At 49.2% G+C, this 16,493-nt stretch carries 14 protein-coding genes; 3 read left to right on the top strand and 11 right to left on the bottom strand.

Annotation, left to right across the window (positions count from 1 at the left end):
- Window positions 1-14 precede the first annotated feature (14 nt).
- Both OEZ43_13065 and OEZ43_13070 read right to left on the bottom strand, forming a co-directional pair.
- Window positions 15-3,071, bottom strand: coding sequence for an efflux RND transporter permease subunit (locus OEZ43_13065; protein MDH5546518.1), 3,057 nt, complete (start codon window positions 3,069-3,071; stop codon window positions 15-17).
- The gene (locus OEZ43_13070; protein ID MDH5546519.1) at window positions 3,068-4,138 is read right to left on the bottom strand and encodes an efflux RND transporter periplasmic adaptor subunit; all 1,071 of its coding nucleotides are present in this window, start codon (window positions 4,136-4,138) and stop codon (window positions 3,068-3,070) included. Before OEZ43_13070 ends, OEZ43_13065 begins: the two co-directional genes overlap by 4 nt.
- A 158-nt stretch (window positions 4,139-4,296) precedes the next feature.
- On the opposite strand from OEZ43_13070, the gene OEZ43_13075 reads away from it, so the two are divergent.
- On the top strand, window positions 4,297-4,752 hold the full coding sequence (locus OEZ43_13075; GenBank protein ID MDH5546520.1) for an NUDIX hydrolase: 456 nt from the start codon (window positions 4,297-4,299) through the stop codon (window positions 4,750-4,752).
- Here the strand turns inward: OEZ43_13075 and OEZ43_13080 are convergent.
- Together OEZ43_13080 and OEZ43_13085 are read right to left on the bottom strand one after the other, a co-directional pair.
- Window positions 4,749-5,342 carry an HNH endonuclease gene (locus OEZ43_13080; protein MDH5546521.1) on the bottom strand — a complete coding sequence of 198 codons (594 nt, stop codon included), beginning with the start codon at window positions 5,340-5,342 and terminating at the stop codon, window positions 4,749-4,751. The genes OEZ43_13075 and OEZ43_13080 overlap by 4 nt on opposite strands.
- A gap of 287 nt (window positions 5,343-5,629) precedes the next feature.
- The gene (locus OEZ43_13085; GenBank protein ID MDH5546522.1) at window positions 5,630-6,136 is read right to left on the bottom strand and encodes a cell wall hydrolase; all 507 of its coding nucleotides are present in this window, start codon (window positions 6,134-6,136) and stop codon (window positions 5,630-5,632) included.
- A gap of 467 nt (window positions 6,137-6,603) precedes the next feature.
- Here OEZ43_13085 and OEZ43_13090 point away from each other — a divergent pair, with 467 nt between their 5' ends.
- On the top strand, window positions 6,604-7,254 hold the full coding sequence (locus tag OEZ43_13090; GenBank protein MDH5546523.1) for a hypothetical protein: 651 nt from the start codon (window positions 6,604-6,606) through the stop codon (window positions 7,252-7,254).
- A 106-nt stretch (window positions 7,255-7,360) separates the two neighbouring features.
- On the opposite strand, the gene OEZ43_13095 is transcribed toward OEZ43_13090, so the two are convergent.
- The 3 genes from OEZ43_13095 to OEZ43_13105 all read right to left on the bottom strand — a co-directional run bounded on the left by OEZ43_13095 (window position 7,361) and on the right by OEZ43_13105 (window position 11,417).
- Window positions 7,361-9,265, bottom strand: a complete 1,905-nt coding sequence (locus OEZ43_13095) for an ATP-binding cassette domain-containing protein (protein MDH5546524.1) — start codon at window positions 9,263-9,265, stop codon at window positions 7,361-7,363.
- A gap of 72 nt (window positions 9,266-9,337) precedes the next feature.
- Complete coding sequence (locus OEZ43_13100; protein ID MDH5546525.1) at window positions 9,338-10,486, bottom strand: multicopper oxidase domain-containing protein; 1,149 nt, start codon at window positions 10,484-10,486, stop codon at window positions 9,338-9,340.
- 4 nt (window positions 10,487-10,490) lie between these two features.
- Window positions 10,491-11,417: a multicopper oxidase domain-containing protein gene (locus OEZ43_13105; GenBank protein MDH5546526.1), complete on the bottom strand. Its 927-nt coding sequence runs from the start codon at window positions 11,415-11,417 to the stop codon at window positions 10,491-10,493.
- A gap of 129 nt (window positions 11,418-11,546) precedes the next feature.
- Here OEZ43_13105 and OEZ43_13110 point away from each other — a divergent pair, with 129 nt between their 5' ends.
- A complete protein-coding gene (locus OEZ43_13110) occupies window positions 11,547-12,641 on the top strand; it encodes a lipoate--protein ligase family protein (protein ID MDH5546527.1) in 1,095 nt (364 codons plus the stop codon).
- Window positions 12,642-12,750: 109 nt separating this feature from the next.
- On the opposite strand, the gene OEZ43_13115 is transcribed toward OEZ43_13110, so the two are convergent.
- The 4 genes from OEZ43_13115 to ilvE form a co-directional block, all read right to left on the bottom strand.
- Window positions 12,751-13,158, bottom strand: coding sequence for a hypothetical protein (locus OEZ43_13115; protein MDH5546528.1), 408 nt, complete (start codon window positions 13,156-13,158; stop codon window positions 12,751-12,753).
- 64 nt (window positions 13,159-13,222) lie between these two features.
- Window positions 13,223-14,902, bottom strand: a complete 1,680-nt coding sequence (locus OEZ43_13120) for an AarF/UbiB family protein (protein ID MDH5546529.1) — start codon at window positions 14,900-14,902, stop codon at window positions 13,223-13,225.
- A gap of 21 nt (window positions 14,903-14,923) precedes the next feature.
- Window positions 14,924-15,553 (bottom strand): hypothetical protein, encoded by a 630-nt coding sequence (locus OEZ43_13125; protein ID MDH5546530.1) that lies wholly within the window; start codon window positions 15,551-15,553, stop codon window positions 14,924-14,926.
- A 65-nt stretch (window positions 15,554-15,618) separates the two neighbouring features.
- Entirely contained in the window at window positions 15,619-16,491 is an 873-nt protein-coding gene (gene ilvE / locus OEZ43_13130) for a branched-chain-amino-acid transaminase (protein MDH5546531.1), read from the bottom strand.
- Between the last annotated feature and the right edge of the window lie 2 nt (window positions 16,492-16,493).

The following is a 16,493-nucleotide window of genomic DNA, read 5'->3' on the forward strand; positions in this document are numbered from 1 at the left end:
TCTTCCTTTTTTCGCTATCGATAAATCGAAGTGCCCTGTATCGGCGTCTGTTCTCGCAGGCGCAACAGACTCGGCAACAGTATCAAGGTAAATACCGTACTCAGAGACATGCCACCAACAATGACGACCGCAAGACCGCGGTACAACTCTGCGCCCGCTCCAGGCACCAGCAACAGCGGCAACATGCCGAAAATGCTGGTTAAGGTCGTCATCAATATTGGACGTAAACGCAAGCGTACCGACTGCTCTACCGCTTCGCGTCGAGACATTCCTTCACGCTCTGCCTCACGCGTCTGATGAACCAGCAGGATGGCATTATTCACCACCAGGCCGAGTAAAATAACAAAGCCAATCATGGTCAACAAATCCATGGGCTGGAAACTGAAGAGGTTCATGATGCTCAACGCAATGATTCCACCGATGGTTGCCAGCGGTATGGTTAACAACACAAGCAGACTATCGAGAAACGATCTAAACAAGGCGCTGATCAACAAATAAAGAATCACAATGGCTAACGCAAAACTGCCCAGCATGCTCGACAAGGCCACTTCGAGTTTGTCCGCTGTACCGGAGTAACGCACATCGCCATCTTCCGGCAAGAGTTCAACCAGCTGCGGCTCCACTTTTTCACGCAAGACTTCAATCGCCTCTTCCAACGATACGTTATCCGGTGGTGTTACCTGTAACGTGATCGTACGACGCCGATTGATACGACGAATCTCTTCCGGCCCGGCTGTTCGAACAACATTGATCAACTCTCCTAAAGGTACGACACCGGCATTTGGCGTAGACAAGGGAATCGCTGCCAGATCTTCTGGCGTGCGCCATTCCTGCGCGCGCAATATGACATCGAGGCGTTGTTCACCATCAAAATAATCACCGACATACATTCCACTACCGAGTGCGCGTATAACTCCACCGATGTCGCCGCGTGTCCACCCAACTTCGGCGACGCGCCTTTCGTCAGGTACCAGGCGTAGTTCAGGATTCGCCAGATCCAGTCCCGGAAACGGTCGTACAGACGATCCAGGCAAAACTTCAGTGACCTCACCAAAGCCTTTTTGTGCCGCCATCAATAAAGATTCAAGATTACTTCCCTGTATATCAATATCGATTGTACGCCCGCCACCGAAACCACCGAATAGTGAAGACCGTTTGGCAAAGGCCAGGGTATCCGGGAAACCACCTATCAATTTGTTCACCAGCGGCACCAGCTCATCCGTACGCGACGGATCTTCCGCGCGCACACCCATAAATGCGCCGCCACCGAATACCACAAAGAAATAGTTCTTCACCTTGAGATCTTTTTCACCATCGACATAGGGCTGCATACGCTTGGCCACCACCATGCCCATCTCTTTTTCGAGAGTGTCGACGTTAATGCCTGGCGGAGGAAGAATAAAAGCAAAGACCAGATTGCGATTGCCTTGTGGTAAGTAATCGGCTTTCGGCAACAATGCCCAGGCAAGAACAGATGGCAAAATAATTAACGTGGCTATCCACAGACCACGTCGCGTTGAAGTATCAGTGAGGAACATAACTTTGGCTGTGGCAGACTTCCACCAATGAGCGTGTATGTCATTAAGTTCGGTTCTGGCCAACCACTGTTGCGCCGCCGTGGGTAATACGGTGATTGCCGCTAGTAGTGAAAAACAGATTGCAACCGCAATCGTTACCGCCAAATCAGCGAATAATTGCCCCGACTCTTCTTCAAGGAATACCACAGGTAAAAATATGGCAACCGTCGTCGCAGTAGATGCCAAAAGCGCACCCCACACCTGGGAGGTCCCATGCAGGGCAGCGGTTGGTGCATCCTCGCCCTCCTCTCGAAGCCGGACGATATTTTCCAGCACCACAATAGCCGCATCGAGTACCATTCCCACCGCGAAGGCCATACCTGCCAGGGAAATAACATTAATCGTACGCCCAAAGGCATCCAGCAGAATAAACGTACTAACGATAGAAACCGGAATCGCAACGGCCACAATCAGTGTTGCGCGAAACTTGCGCAAAAACCACCACAACACACCCACAGCGAGCAATATGCCCATGACCAGATTACTGGTCACTAATTCAATCGAACGATCGATATACGTGGTTTCGTCGTAAACCTGCTCGAAACTCAGCCTGGCGCGTTTCAGTGGTCCCTGACGTAACTCTTCTGCCGCATCGCGCAAGCCTTGCATGACATCAAGCACATTAACACCGGTTTCGCGATGGGCATTAATTGCCATGGCCACGTCGCCATTCTGGATTACAAAGCCGGTGCGATCTACCAGACGCACATCAATGTCGGCGACGTCGCGTAAGCGTATGGGATTGCCCTCACGCCACTCCAGCACCATATCGCCGATTTGTTCAACATCGTATTTACCTGCAAAGCGCAATGTATAACGCCGCTTGCCGACATCGACCTCACCGGCCGAGGTGTCCTTACTCGCACCGGCCAGCCTCGCAACTCGAGGCAATTGCACGCCCAGGGTCGCTGTTTTATAGGGATCAAAGGAAATTCGTACTTCACGTTCGCGCCCGCCGCGCACTTCTGATTGCGCTACGCCTGGCACCTGTTCAAATCGAGTTTGAATAACCTCTTCAGCGAAGTCGTGATAACTGGAAATGTGGCGATCGTTTCCCGGCAGAGGTTTGAGTATGAACCAGGCAATCGCACGGGAATTGCCACCGACGCTATGTATGGTCGGCTCTTCGGCATCTTCGGGGTAGAAGGGAACACGGTTGAGACGGTTGAGAACTTCGAGTAGACCGCGCTGCATATCCATGCCCACCATGAAGGTCATGGTGATCTCACCTGTGCCGCGCTGGGCCTTGGACACCATATCGGTCATGCCAGGGAGCCCGCGCAAAACCTTTTCCTGCGGTTCGACGATTTCCGATTCGATTTCTTCCGGCGCGGCTGAACGCCATGCGGTACGAATCGTGATTTCGGGTTTCTCTACCTCAGGGGTTAACTGCACGGGCGAACGGGACAAACTGATAAACCCGAACAAGATAGCCAGAATGACCCCGACCATCACAGCCACCGGATTTCCTAGCGAAATTTTGGTCAGATTCACGAGGGATCGCCACCAGTCTGAATGGAAAGTGTTTGACCGGGCCGCAATCGCTCACTGCCACGTATGACTACACTATCACCGGCTTTCACTGCGCCAATGACTTCAATAAGATCGCCGCTGGCAATACCTGTCTGAACCTCTACACGCTCGGCCTTATCTTCTTCACCAACGCGATAAATCGAAATCCCACTGCGCCGCATCACCAGGGCATCCCGTGGCACTGCCGTAACCATGCGCGGCGTACCTACTGGCATTGACACTCTGACGGTCTGACCTGCCAACCAACCTGAAGCATCACTCACCTCCAGACGCACGTCATAAAGAAGTGACTGTCGCTCACCAACCGGTACCAGGGCTTTCACACGCCCTGTGGTGGGCGTTTCACCCCTATGCATCTGTAGATACTGGCCCTGCACAATATTGACTACGGTTTTTTCCGATACCCTCACCACAATCTCAAGCGCATCCGGATTGGACAGTGTTACAACCTTGTCGCCATTGCCTATCCATTCTCCGTTACGGCGGTAACGTGTGGCCACCACTCCATCAAAAGGGGCGCGGATGACAAAGCGAGCCAAGGTCTCGTTATCGAGCTTCACCTTGGCAGACATCAGGCTTACCTCACTTCCGGCCACATCACGCTCCATAAGTCGCTTTTCCAGATCGTTCTGCGTCGCGTGACCGCTGCCTATTAACGCCTGTAATCGCGTCAGCTCGCGTTCGATAAAGGCGAGTCTTGCCTCCTCACGTTTCAGGCTGGCAGCATTCTCTTTTGCCCGCAATTCCTGCAGGGTTAAATCAAGCTTGGCCACGGGCTCGCCTTTGTGCACCCGAGTCCCCACCTCGGCCACCCAATTGAGCTTGCCTGCCACTTCGGCCGGCAGCTCGGCTTCCTGCCGACTGATTACGGTTCCCGGTACCAATATCGTTGGTGCCAGCAATTGTTCAACGGCGGCGGCAACCACAACAGGTGCCGGCCTTGGACCTCTTTTTTCTTTATCTGCGGCAATACTGCTGAAGGGAATCACACTTGAAAGCGCAAGCAGCAATAGAATTCTGATTTTCACGTGGGACCTAAACCTGAGTTGTGATAATAATTCGCTTTTTATACAGACCGCCTATGATGTCACATTGTTCATAAAGTTGACAGCAGCGGTAGATTTCCAAGCACTTTGCGCTAGCATGCGCTACTTTATATGCCAAATATTTTACTGGAATAACACTTATGTCAGAACAATGGAAACCACGCGTCACCGTTGCCGCTGTAATCGAGCGCGAGAATAAATTTCTTATCGTGGAAGAAGAGATTGACGGCAAAATTGTGCTGAATCAACCGGCGGGACACTGGGAGGACGGTGAAACTCTCATTGAAGCAGTTATTCGGGAAACACGTGAAGAAACAGGCTGGCTGTTTTCACCTGAAGCAATTATCGGAATTTATCACTGGCGTCATCCACGAAGTGGTGACACCTATTTACGATTTGCCTTTTGCGGGGAAATATCGGACTACAATGCAAACCAACCCCTGGATGATGGGATTGTTGCCGCAAACTGGTATACCAAAGAAGAGTTACAAAAACGCGGGGCACAACACCGAAGTCCACAACTAATGTTATGCATCGAAGAATATCAGAGAGGAATACGCGTACCCCTGGACATCATTACGACTGTCACAAGCTAAAATGACGCAGGTGCGAGATCCATCAAACAGTCGTGATGAAACTGCCGCTTTAAAAATTCCATCTGATCCGCCAGGATGCGACGATTCTTCAACGCCAAATATTCGGCTGGATTCGGTACGAAAGGTATTGCTAAAAGCGGTTGACGCGCCTCTTCCGGTGTCCGTCCACCTTTCGCGGTATTGCAACGTCGACACGCCGCTACGACATTTGTCCACCAGTCGATCCCACCTTGTGATCGAGGCACCACGTGGTCACGTGTCAGATCCCCATCTGTATACGTCTGCCCGCAATACATACACATGTTGCGATCGCGACGAAATAATTCGCGGTTAGTTAAATGGGGAATATGGTTATGATGTCCGTGATGAAAACGGGAATTACGAACAGCGATAATGGAATTAATCGAAATTGAGGAGCGTAGACCAGAAAGGCGAGAATACCCGCCGAGTATTGTGAACTCTGTTTCGCCGGTTTCCCATGCAACCAATTCTTTGACGTAAAGACAAACTGCATCCTGCCAGGGAATCCAGCCTACCGGATACCCGGACACATCGAGTCGCAAAATTGATGGACCTGTTATCCCGAACATCATACACATCCTATCCTTTGGCCCTTTTATAATTTATCGGCCACCTCAGTGGAAAACTGAAACCTAGTATAGAAGCTAGACAACGGTAAAACTTAGAGATTACGAACTGTGTCACAAACCGGGATTACCGGACAAGCGCTTTTTTACCCGGTCTCTTGCCTACTAAGTATTGCTCCGTTCCTGGCCTTTTACACCAGAATCTACAATCACTTTTGGATATGCATAAAAAAAGCCGCTCATCAGCGGCTTTTTTTTGGAGTTGAACTCCAAGGGGTTTTTATTAATTTTTATGAACGGCTTTTCAGAAAGACGTGACTACCAATTTGAGTAGTAACCTCTTTCAGAGGTGCCCAGTGTGGATTGGCCAACTTCGGCGCATAGTAATAAAGTGCCCCTTTGGTCAAATCCACCGCGCCTTTAGTGCGAAGATGGTGGTCCTGATATTTTTTGTACACAAATTCAGCAATTTGTTTTGCCATACGCCAGGATTTACGATCGTCTGGAGTATCTGGTTTTCCATCATGCGTCCAGCTGAACTGGCGACGCTGCCACACAACCTTACATATGGTGTCTGGATACTGTTCTGAATACACGCGATTCATGGTCACCATAGCAACAGCAAGCTGTCCAGCCGTTGGCTCACCACGGGCTTCAAAATAAACATTTTGTGCCAGACAACGGAGTTCACGGCCTTCGTGTGGTTGTTCAGTATCACTGGCTTGCGAAGCCATACTGGTGGTGGTGGTCGCCATCAATATCAGCAAAGCAATGGTTTGTCGTAATTGAACTAACATTTTTTATTCACCCACATATTCACGAGTCATGTCACTTTAATTGCCATTCATTAATGCAATATTATGTTTTCATGCATATCTGCACTACTCGTGCCACATGTTTTTTAATATAAATAACAAAAAGATACGACTGTTTTCTAAAGCAATCGAAATGGTCACTAGTAAAATTGTAAAGAATCCCGGCGCTTACGCGTGATCCCCTCAATTGGTTTCCGTTCCTAGTTATTTTGTATGAATTGTCGCCCCGTCACGACAGCGTGCTGATTTTATTAGATTAATCTCCCTATGTCATTAAAGTGCTCGGCTCGGGAATTTATCCCTATGTTTTTCCATGTTTTTTTAGGCATATAAGCAACTGATTAAGAAAGTGTTTATTTGGCTGTAAATCCTTCCGACATTAGTCATATAATCTGACTACTTATCGTTATGCTTACACATTCAGCGACTTAGGATTTTTTTTGTAAAAAATGCAACTTTTTTCAATGTACGGACTAATTCTGGCCTGGATGGGCTATTTTCTCATCCATTCGCTATTAGCTTCCTTCTGGTTCAAACAGAAAATCAGAAGAGGTTTTCCGTCTAGCAGACGCTGGTACCGGTTGGTATATAACAGCTTAGCTGTCATATTGCTGATTCCAGTGGTAATTATTCTCCATAAAGGTAACTGGGAAGCGATTTGGCAGTGGACCGGGGCATGGAAATACCTGCAGATGGTGTTTTCCGCAGTCATTGTCGTTTTATTCCTGTGGAGCCTAAGTCTTTACCGGGGCATGGATTTTAGCGGCCTGGACGCCGCCTTTAACCGAAACAAGGCCACTTCAGCGGAATTTCGGGTTAGTAACTGGCACCGTTATGTACGGCATCCCTGGTATTCACTGGCTCTGGGACTAATTTGGATCCAGGATATGAATGTTGGCATACTGACCACGGCCATTGTCGTTTCTATCTATTTTGTGATCGGTTCTCGCCTGGAAGAGAATAAACTGATTTGCGAATTCGGCGATACTTACCGACGATACCGAGAACTTGTCCCTGGCTTAATCCCGCTTCCGTGGAAATACCTGTCTGCGCAGGAGTCCGAACGTTTAACTTCGACTAGCCCGGCACCCCCCGAATGAGTTTGCCTGCATCACGCCAGCAAAACAGAATCGAGCGAGTAAACGAACACTTTTGGCGAACTCGTTTCAGAGACACTTACACAAGTCAGGTTTGTTCACAGACTACCTAGGATGATTGGCGTTCTTCCAGCAAACCCCATCGTTCAATCGCTCGTTCCAGCTCGGCACTGATCTCCTCCAGCCGGGATAGCTGCGCCGCCACCGCCTGTTGGTTTTGCTGATAGAAGGACGGATCGGTACTCGCCTGCTGCAATTTCAGCTGTTCAGCTTCCAGCGACTCAATTAGCCCAGGCAAGGCATCGAGTTCGCGTTGTTCTTTATAGCTAAGCTTGGCCGGTTTGCTTTCTGATTTAGTTTGCCTGGCAGGCGTAGGTGTTCGCTCAACAGCGGGGGGATCGTCACGCAGAGGTTTCTTTTGCGCGGAAGACTGTCGTTCGTAGTCACTCCATCCTCCGACGTATTCCTGCACTCGACCATGCCCGTGAAAAACAATCGTCGAGGTAACAATATTGTCGAGAAAATCACGATCATGACTGACGACGATGAGCGTACCCTCGTACTCACTCAACAGATCTTCTAGTAAATCAAGAGTATCCATATCCAGATCGTTGGTTGGCTCATCGAGCACCAGCACATTCGCCGGTTGAGTAAATAATTTTGCCAACATTAGACGATTGGATTCACCACCGGAAAGGGTACTAACCGGCGAGTTCAGACGCTCAGGATCGAACAGAAAATCTTTTAAGTAACTTATTACGTGACGAGAACGTCCCTGTACCGTGATAAAGTCTTTGCCGTCACCAACGTTCTCAATTACGGTGCGCTTAGGATCGAGCAAGGTACGTTGCTGGTCGAAATAGGCCACGGTGAGATTTGTACCCTGCGTTACTTCGCCGCTATTGGGTTCCGTTTTCTTGAGCAGGAGTTTCAATAGAGAGCTCTTGCCGCAACCATTGGGGCCGATCAAACCGATACGATCACCTCGCATGATTCGCGTGGAAAAATGCTCAATCAAGGGTTCGCCTTCCCAGGCATAGTTTATGTCTTCGACTTCGAATACTATCTTGCCGCTACTTCCTCCGCTGTCCAGTCCCATGAAGACACTACCTTGCACGTCACGTCTGCGCGCACGCTCTTCACGTAGAGCCTTTAGGCGACGCACTCGTCCTTCATTGCGCGTACGTCTGGCCTTTATACCCTGGCGTATCCATACCTCTTCCTGGGCGAGCTTTTTGTCAAAACGTTGGTTCTCGTTTTCTTCTGCAGCAAGTCGTTCCTCTTTGCGGCGCAGAAAATTATCGTAGTCGCCGGGCCAGGAGGTCAGATGCCCACGATCCAGTTCGATGATGCGTGTCGCCAGACGGCGTAAAAAGGTGCGATCGTGGGTAACAAATAACAAGCCAATGTTTTGCTGCACGAGAAATTGTTCGAGCCATTGAATTGCCTCGATATCCAGGTGATTGGTAGGTTCGTCGAGTAATAACAGGTCAGGCTGACAGGCCAGCGCCTGTCCCAGCAAGGTACGGCGTATCCATCCGCCGGATAGTTCGTTCATGGACTTATTAACCGGTAGTTCCAGCTTTGAAACCACGGCGTCGACACGCTGCTGTATCGTCCAGCCATCTCTCGCTTCCAATTCGTGCTGCAAGCGAGAAAGTTTTTCCATCAACTTTTCATCGCTTGATGTTTCGAGCTGATGGGTAATTTTCTGATAATCACTGACTAGTTGCGCCAGGTCACCCAGGCCTTCGACAATTACATCAAATACCTTGCGTGTATCGTCGCGAGGGACATCTTGCTGCAAGCGGGCAATGCGCACGCCTGGCTTGCACCACAGCTCTCCATCATCCAACTGGATTTCGCCCGCAATCACCTTCATCAGAGTAGATTTCCCGGTGCCGTTACGTCCGATCAAACACACTCTTTCGGCAGACTCCAGGGTGAGTTCCGCTTTATCGAGCAAGGGATGATGGCCAAAGGCTAAAGAGGCATTATTGAGTCGGACCAGCATAATTGGAGTTCAGTATGTTCGGGAAAGAGCGGCATTATGCCAGATTCCAGCAAATATCCCTATGGCTCCAGATCAAACACTCATCATCGAGGTCAACGCCGTACCAAGTATGCGTGTTCCCATGATATTGAAATAGTCTACTTTCGCGATGGCATTAAACGCCGGAGGCATGGTAAACAACACATCGTAACGTTCACCGGGAGCGACCACAAACTCATTACTGACTATCGTCCGCCCAAGGGGACGACCATCGGAGGAAACCACCTCAAAGTTAATATCACCGAAATTGATACTGGCAGGCAGATAACCGACATTGATAAGACGCACCAGAACACGTTCATCGGTAAATGCGTGAATTGCGCTGACGGGATCATCCATAAGAGGCGCGCCTTCTTTGCCATTGATGAGAAAATAATCCGGGCGATAGCGGACGGTATTGTTTCGATTGCTTGCCCGAAACTGATGCCAGGTACTATCCACGGTATGCAGATGCCAGACGAACTCACGATCGAATTGCGGGCCTCCACTCCAGATGCTTTTCAAGTCTCCATCAGGTGGACGAACGATAATGCCTCCACTCATACCCATTTCCATATGCAGAACTGTATCGACATGGCAGTGATACATATAGGTTCCTGCCTGAGGTGCGGTAAACACATAGGCAAACGGTGACGGAAATCTAGTTGAGCCAAATGGCGTGCCGGGCATAGGGAACGGCATCGCACCAGACACATAGCCTGAAGTCGTCGGTACGCCATCGTTGGCCTGATCTACATCAAGCCCGTGTAAATGTATGGTGTGTGGCGCCGCGCTAAATAACACCAATGAGACCAGTTGCCCTTCGACAACTTCCAGCAATGGTGCGGGAAAAACTCTGTCTCCATTGAATCCACCACTCATGGTGGTATTAAAACTCCACACAACAAGCTGAGCGCCATCACTCATGGATACCGGCGGTGGATCCATATTGGTTGCGCGCAGGGAGATAGTGTTATTACTACCTGGGGTTAGTGACTGAAAACGCGGCGCAATATTCGCCTGTATATTGATCTCGTTTGCATTGATTTGTGCTTGGCCACGAAGAGCACGAGTGTTATTTTGCAAATGATTTGTTTCGCCCGATGGAAGCCACTCACTGCATGCACTGACAGTACTAACAAGCGCAGTAAGTCCGAGCAACTCACGGCGTGTGATATGTTGTTTCGCTTCCTCGTCACTCATACCATTAACTCGCGTTCATCATAATCAAACCACCACCGGGATACACACCATTATTCGTGACGGCGGGAACATAGTGCGAATGCAAGGGATACAACCCAGCCTGCTGGCCGACGGCGAGCAATGTGTCCACAACTTCCCCCGGCCGAACAGACACAGTGTCTTTTTCAATGATATCGCTTACCTGCGAACGGTTACGCGAAACAATACTGACGTGGTAACCATGAAAGTGCATCGGATAGTAAATCAAACCAGCGTTGATGAACCGTATCGCAACATTCTCACCCAGGCCCAATGTTAGCTTTACGCCTTCTCCGCCCAGATACAGCAATCTGTTGACGAAGAAGTAATCCGGCTCATAGTTGAGAAAGTCATACGATAATCCCGAATCCACCGCATCATTCAAGCGTGAGTCTATTTCCTGCATCAGCAAAACATGCTCTCGTTGAAAAGGTGGTAGACCTTCAAAAAACGTATTTGAACCATCCTGTGCACGAACCACAACGGAACCTGAAAGGCCCATGGCGCGCCCAAGCGTGTCATTTATGGCATCAAAATACAGATAGCTTCCCGGCTGTACGGGCGCGCTAAACGAATAGACTTGGGACTGGCCTGGCTCGCACACTGTTGCATTATTTAACAAGCCGGGGATTTCCAGACTTACCGACACCGCCAGGGTATTAGTGAGATTAATCGTGACGAGATCTCCACTCAAAGCCTCTATAGCAAGAGGGCTACCTGTGTTCTGATCGGTAAACTGCCAAAATGCAATGACCTGTTTCAGACCGGCAACCGGGACTCGGACTACTCGTTCCGCCACCACGTCATATTGCACATTGGCCGCGCGAGCACGCTTAGGCCAGCTCAATAACCCTGGAATAGATACGCTGGCAGATGAGAGCAAACCTGCTTTTATAATACTGCGTCGGTGCAAGACCCTAACCCCTGCTAGATTTGCGAAATAGATAACGATTTCTAGTAATTATGCTTTTTGTTCTCATGGACTGGCGGACATCGGATGCAATTGTGATTAAAATGCTAAAGAAATCACAGTGAACCCACGATGAAAATACGTTTTATCGACTTTGGATACGTCTCGTCACTCCGTTCACAGGCGATTTATCATGGACTTGCGGAGGCGATGGCTCCAGACGATGAACCCATATTATGTCTGGCCAACCCAAATGAACCCTATATGTGCGTAGGTATGCACCAGGATATCAGACTGGAGATCGACGAGGCCTATTGCCAGCGTAACCACTTGCCGGTTCTTCGGCGACAGATAGGTGGGGGTACGGTTTATCTGGATCGACACCAGTTGTTTTACCAATTTATTTATCCTCGCAACAAAGCGCCGACGCGTCCCGTCGATATCTACCCTATATTCATCGAGCCGGTAGTGAATACTTACCGCAATTTCGGTGTTAATGCGCGCTTTGAGCCTGTCAATGATATTCAGGTCGGTCAGCGAAAAATTGGTGGTACAGGCGGCGCCACCATCAATAATGCCATTGTAATGGCCGGTAGTTTCATGTTTGATTTTGACTCTACAATAATGAGTGACGCAGTAAAAAACCCCTCACGGCAATTTCGCTCGAGCCTGAAACTGTTTCTCGACGAATACATAAGCACGCTAAAAAAGGAACTCGACAATCCACCCACGCGGGACGAACTGATCAACAGATTTTTGCTGGAGGTTGAGCAGTGCTTGAATCTTACGGTTCGAATCGATAAACCAACGGCTAGGGAACTCGAATTCATTACACAATCCGAGAAGGAGCTATCTGATCCGGAATGGTTATACGAATCCGGACGACGACTGGTTCCATCGGGAATCAAGATTTCGGCGCAACGCTATCTTACCGAAACTTCATTTAAAACCGACTTTGGACAACTATCGGTATTGTTGTTAGAACAAGATATGAGAATCGTCGCACTGTCAATCTTCGATACGGACAGCGATGGAATTGAGAACAAAAAACAGACCGAAACGCTGAATTCATTATGTCAGCAATTGATCGGCTCCCCATTGGAAAAAGAAGCCTTACTCAATATGCTGCAAGAGATTACCTTTTCGTTTGAATTACAGGGTGACAGAATATGTGCCGAGGACTTGTGTAACGCGATACTATCTGGCACCCAACATCCACGGAACTAAACACCCTTGTGGGTGGTTGGCATACACTTCGATTTAGGAAAGTGCGCAAAATGGACTTACTAAATTGACAGCCAGTCTTCGTTGTAGCCAGAAAATGGCGATGACCTGTTTATGCTACACCAAACCATGCCATCACATCCGACAAACCCGCGTCAGTCAATGTCTCTTCGGCATTGCGGTTTATAACGCCTATTCGGAGTGAAACAACCTGCCCGTTGCGCCAAGGCCACCAGGCACAAAATAGTATTCCTTCACCTGGAAAAGTCGCGGTCAGTAATTCCTGTCCGGCATTGATCCCACCAAAGGCGCTGGTAATGTTGTCAATAGACTGGGGGGCGCTGTGCAAATTTTCCTCGTCCCAGATCTCTGGCAGATAAGTTTCGAGTATAGCTCTCGCCTTGTGCTTTTCCTCGATTTTGAATTCGCCCAGCACAACCAAGAAACGATCATCACGCCGAAAATCCAGTATTCGACTTAACGAATTTGATAAGGTGCTTGCGGCCTGTTCAAGATTCACGTCTATCTCCTGACTAAGATGATGCCTCGGTATCATCTGTTTCGGATAATACCAGGATCTCTACTCAATCCCGGCTTCCGCGCCAGATAGAGATCAGTAACCAGACGCCTCCGAGCGCCGCCGTGATAAAACCAATAATGCCCCAGACGGGCAAGCCCAAAACTGTTGTTTCCGGCTGAGTTGCAGTAACAATAGAAGTTCCTATTATCAATGCCGCAATGACGATACCAATAGTCAATCGACTCGCCGCACGATCAACTTGATGTCCGAAGTGGTCGAGCCGTGTCATATCGATATTGAGTTGCAATCCGCCACGCTTGATCGAGCGTAACAAATCCTTTGCTTCTTTCGGCAGATCAGCGACATTTTCAATGAACTGCGCCGTTTGTTCAAACCCTTTTTTTGCTACCACATCTGGGCGATAACGTCGGTGAATAATTTGTGTAATAAACGGCGTTGCCTCACTAACGATATTGAAATCCGGATCGAGACGTTTTCCAACGCCCTCAAGCGTTATAAACGCTTTAATGAGTAAGGTTAGATCAGGCGGCATACGCAATTCATTGGTGCGAATAATGCGCACCAGATCAGTCAATAAATCCGTAAAGCGCAGTTCTTTGAGATCCAGGCCATGATAGGTATCGAGAAAATCATCGATATCAGCAAAAAGCCGTGTTTCGTTGATGCTGGTATCCGGATTCCAAAGTAGCACCACCTCCAAGACACCTTGTGGGTCTTTTTTTACCAATGCAAAAAGTAGATCGGTGACTTCTTCACGACGCTGGTCGCTTAGACGCCCGACCATGCCGAAGTCGATCAAGGCGATGCGCTGATCGGGCAGACAAATCATATTGCCTAAATGTGGATCGGCGTGAAACAGACCATCACGTATCACCATTTTTAACACCGCATCGGCGCCATACTTGGCGATCAACTTTTTGTTGTATGCCAGTTCATCCAGTCTGCCCTGATTGGTGCCGCGCACACCGTCTATGTATTCCTGTACATTCAGCGTCTCACTCGTCCACTGCCAGTAGACACGAGGGATGACGATATGTTTTTCGTCGCTCAGATTAGCCGAGATTCTTTCGGCGAAGCGACACTCGGTTTCCAGATTGAGTTCGCGCCTGAGCGACTGACCAAACTGATGCACGATATCCAACGGCTGAAATCGTTTGATCTCGTCAATATTGTTGGCGGCAATTTCGGCGAGACGTTGGAGTAGGCGAAGGTCCTTATCGACGCGCTCGACGATATTTGGTCGGCGCAGCTTTACGATGACATTGTCACCGTCATGGGTGACGGCGCGATAGACTTGCGCAATAGAGGCAGCTGCAATCGCCTCTTTTTCTATAGAACGGAATATCTTTTCTGGATCATCTCCCAAGGCCTGTTGCATATGGGAAACGACCGAGTCATACGGCAATGCAGGCACATCATCCTGCATGGCTTCAAACGCCTCGATCCACTCCGGTGCAAACAAATCCATGCGAGTCGAGAGGACCTGGCCAAGTTTGATGAAGGTCGGTCCCAACTCTTCCATGGCATGACGCAAACGCTGTGGCGGGGTTAACTCGCGTATAGTCTGCATGTCTTTCCAATGCAGTACTTTGCCCGCTCGTTCGAGTATGCGCGCCACGCCGAGACGATTGACCACATCGCCAAAGCCCCAACGAATGAGTATGGTGGCGATTTCATGTAATCGTCCCAAGTCACGTGCCGCGCTCAGCGTTTCCTTCAACATAGTGGATGAGTAAACGCCTACTTACTTCTTCAATGCGTCGGCCATACCCGCGAGTATGCCGCTAGCGATTTGCGCGATTTGATTCCCCGCTTGTTTGCCTGCCTTCATCGCCGCTTCCATTCCTTCTTTACCAGCGGTAGTGAGTTGCTGACGTAGTTGCTCCGCTGCTTCCTTGGCCTGACGCCCGGCATCACTACCGGAGTTTTTCAGATGCGAAGTAAGATCGCGGAATGATTCGTTAGCAAGTTTTCCCGCCTGCTGGGCAGCGGCGTTGACGGTATCAATGAAAAGGTCTTCGAGGTTCTCCAACTGGGATAAGGTTTCCTTGAATTCGTGGTCGGCAAAATCGCTCACTTTACCCATTGCTTCGGTGGCGGCCAGTTTGGCTGCCTGGGCAGATTTTGCCACCGCTTCATCCATGCCCGACAAGGCCTGTTTGAAACTGGTATTCATTTTGTCCTTATTGGCCTCTACCCCCTGAGTAACGCCGGTAGTGACCGCACCGATAACGGCCTTAATTCCTTCCTTATCCAACTGGCGTTCGGTTAACGCCTTTAAGGTAATGTCCCGAACGGTCTGTTGAATATCCACATCTTTTTCAACCGCTTCACGTGCCGCGTCTTGTGTTTGCTGGATGTTTTCGTCTGACATGCCGATTCTCCTTCGATACCATTTCTTCCAGCATGCCACAAATACGGCTATGAAAAAACCAAGGCTTAGACACTCTTCGCAATCAGTGTATTAAAAGCCTCGGACATTTGTTGAAACACCGGTCCTGGACAGTGTCTTATGCTTCGTCCGTCCACTTCCCTAACCGGGATGAGTTCCGCACCGGTTCCTGTCAGAAAGCATTCGTCGGCAGTATAGATATCATAAGTAGACATACTCTGTTCGCGATTTTCGATCTGCATCTCGGCGGCCAGTTCCATAATGATCTGCCGCGTGATACCAGCCAACGCACCATCGTTAACAGGCGGCGTTAATAACACACCGTCACGAACGATAAATACATTGTCTGTTGTTCCTTCGGTTACCTTACCCTGGGCATTCAAAACAATAGCCTCTTGAGCATTGGCATTCTGCGCCTCTATCCTGGCAAGAATGTGATTCAAATAATTGAGGCTTTTGATTTGCGGACTCAAACCATCCAGGGGTAGACGACGCGTCGAGGCAGTAATCACACGTATACCTTGGCTACGTTGTTCCGTTGTAATCATGCTCAGTTGATCTACGATGGCGAACAAGCCTGGGCGTTTACAAGACACTGGTGAGATGCCTAGCGAGCCAATTCCTCTTGTGACCACCAGACGAATATAACCGCTGTCTCCAGCATAGGCCTCAATCAGGTCCAACAGCAAGGTTTCCAACTCGGCATCATTCAACGGCAACTCAAGACAGATTGCATTCGCTGAATCACGCAAGCGACGCAAATGCGCCGGCCAATAAAAGAGTTTCTTGTTATAAAAACGGATTCCTTCAAATACGCCATCACCATATAACAAGCCGTGATCGAGAACACCGATTTTTGCTTCGGATGCAGGCACGATTTCGCTTTCTATCCAACACAGTGGCAATACGCTATTAGACATAT

This window comes from Gammaproteobacteria bacterium (assembly GCA_029881255.1).
Taxonomy (GTDB): Bacteria; Pseudomonadota; Gammaproteobacteria; order S012-40; family S012-40; genus JAOUMY01.

Coding starts and splice junctions, on each gene's coding strand:
- OEZ43_13075 (MDH5546520.1), top strand. CDS start 4,297: ATGTCAGAACAATGGAAACCACGCGTCACCGTTGCCGCTGTAATCGAG.
- ilvE (MDH5546531.1), bottom strand. CDS start 16,491: ATGTCTAATAGCGTATTGCCACTGTGTTGGATAGAAAGCGAAATCGTG.
- OEZ43_13110 (MDH5546527.1), top strand. CDS start 11,547: ATGAAAATACGTTTTATCGACTTTGGATACGTCTCGTCACTCCGTTCA.
- OEZ43_13085 (MDH5546522.1), bottom strand. CDS start 6,136: ATGTTAGTTCAATTACGACAAACCATTGCTTTGCTGATATTGATGGCG.
- OEZ43_13100 (MDH5546525.1), bottom strand. CDS start 10,486: ATGAGTGACGAGGAAGCGAAACAACATATCACACGCCGTGAGTTGCTC.
- OEZ43_13090 (MDH5546523.1), top strand. CDS start 6,604: ATGCAACTTTTTTCAATGTACGGACTAATTCTGGCCTGGATGGGCTAT.
- OEZ43_13125 (MDH5546530.1), bottom strand. CDS start 15,553: ATGTCAGACGAAAACATCCAGCAAACACAAGACGCGGCACGTGAAGCG.
- OEZ43_13080 (MDH5546521.1), bottom strand. CDS start 5,342: ATGTTCGGGATAACAGGTCCATCAATTTTGCGACTCGATGTGTCCGGG.
- OEZ43_13120 (MDH5546529.1), bottom strand. CDS start 14,902: ATGTTGAAGGAAACGCTGAGCGCGGCACGTGACTTGGGACGATTACAT.
- OEZ43_13095 (MDH5546524.1), bottom strand. CDS start 9,265: ATGCTGGTCCGACTCAATAATGCCTCTTTAGCCTTTGGCCATCATCCC.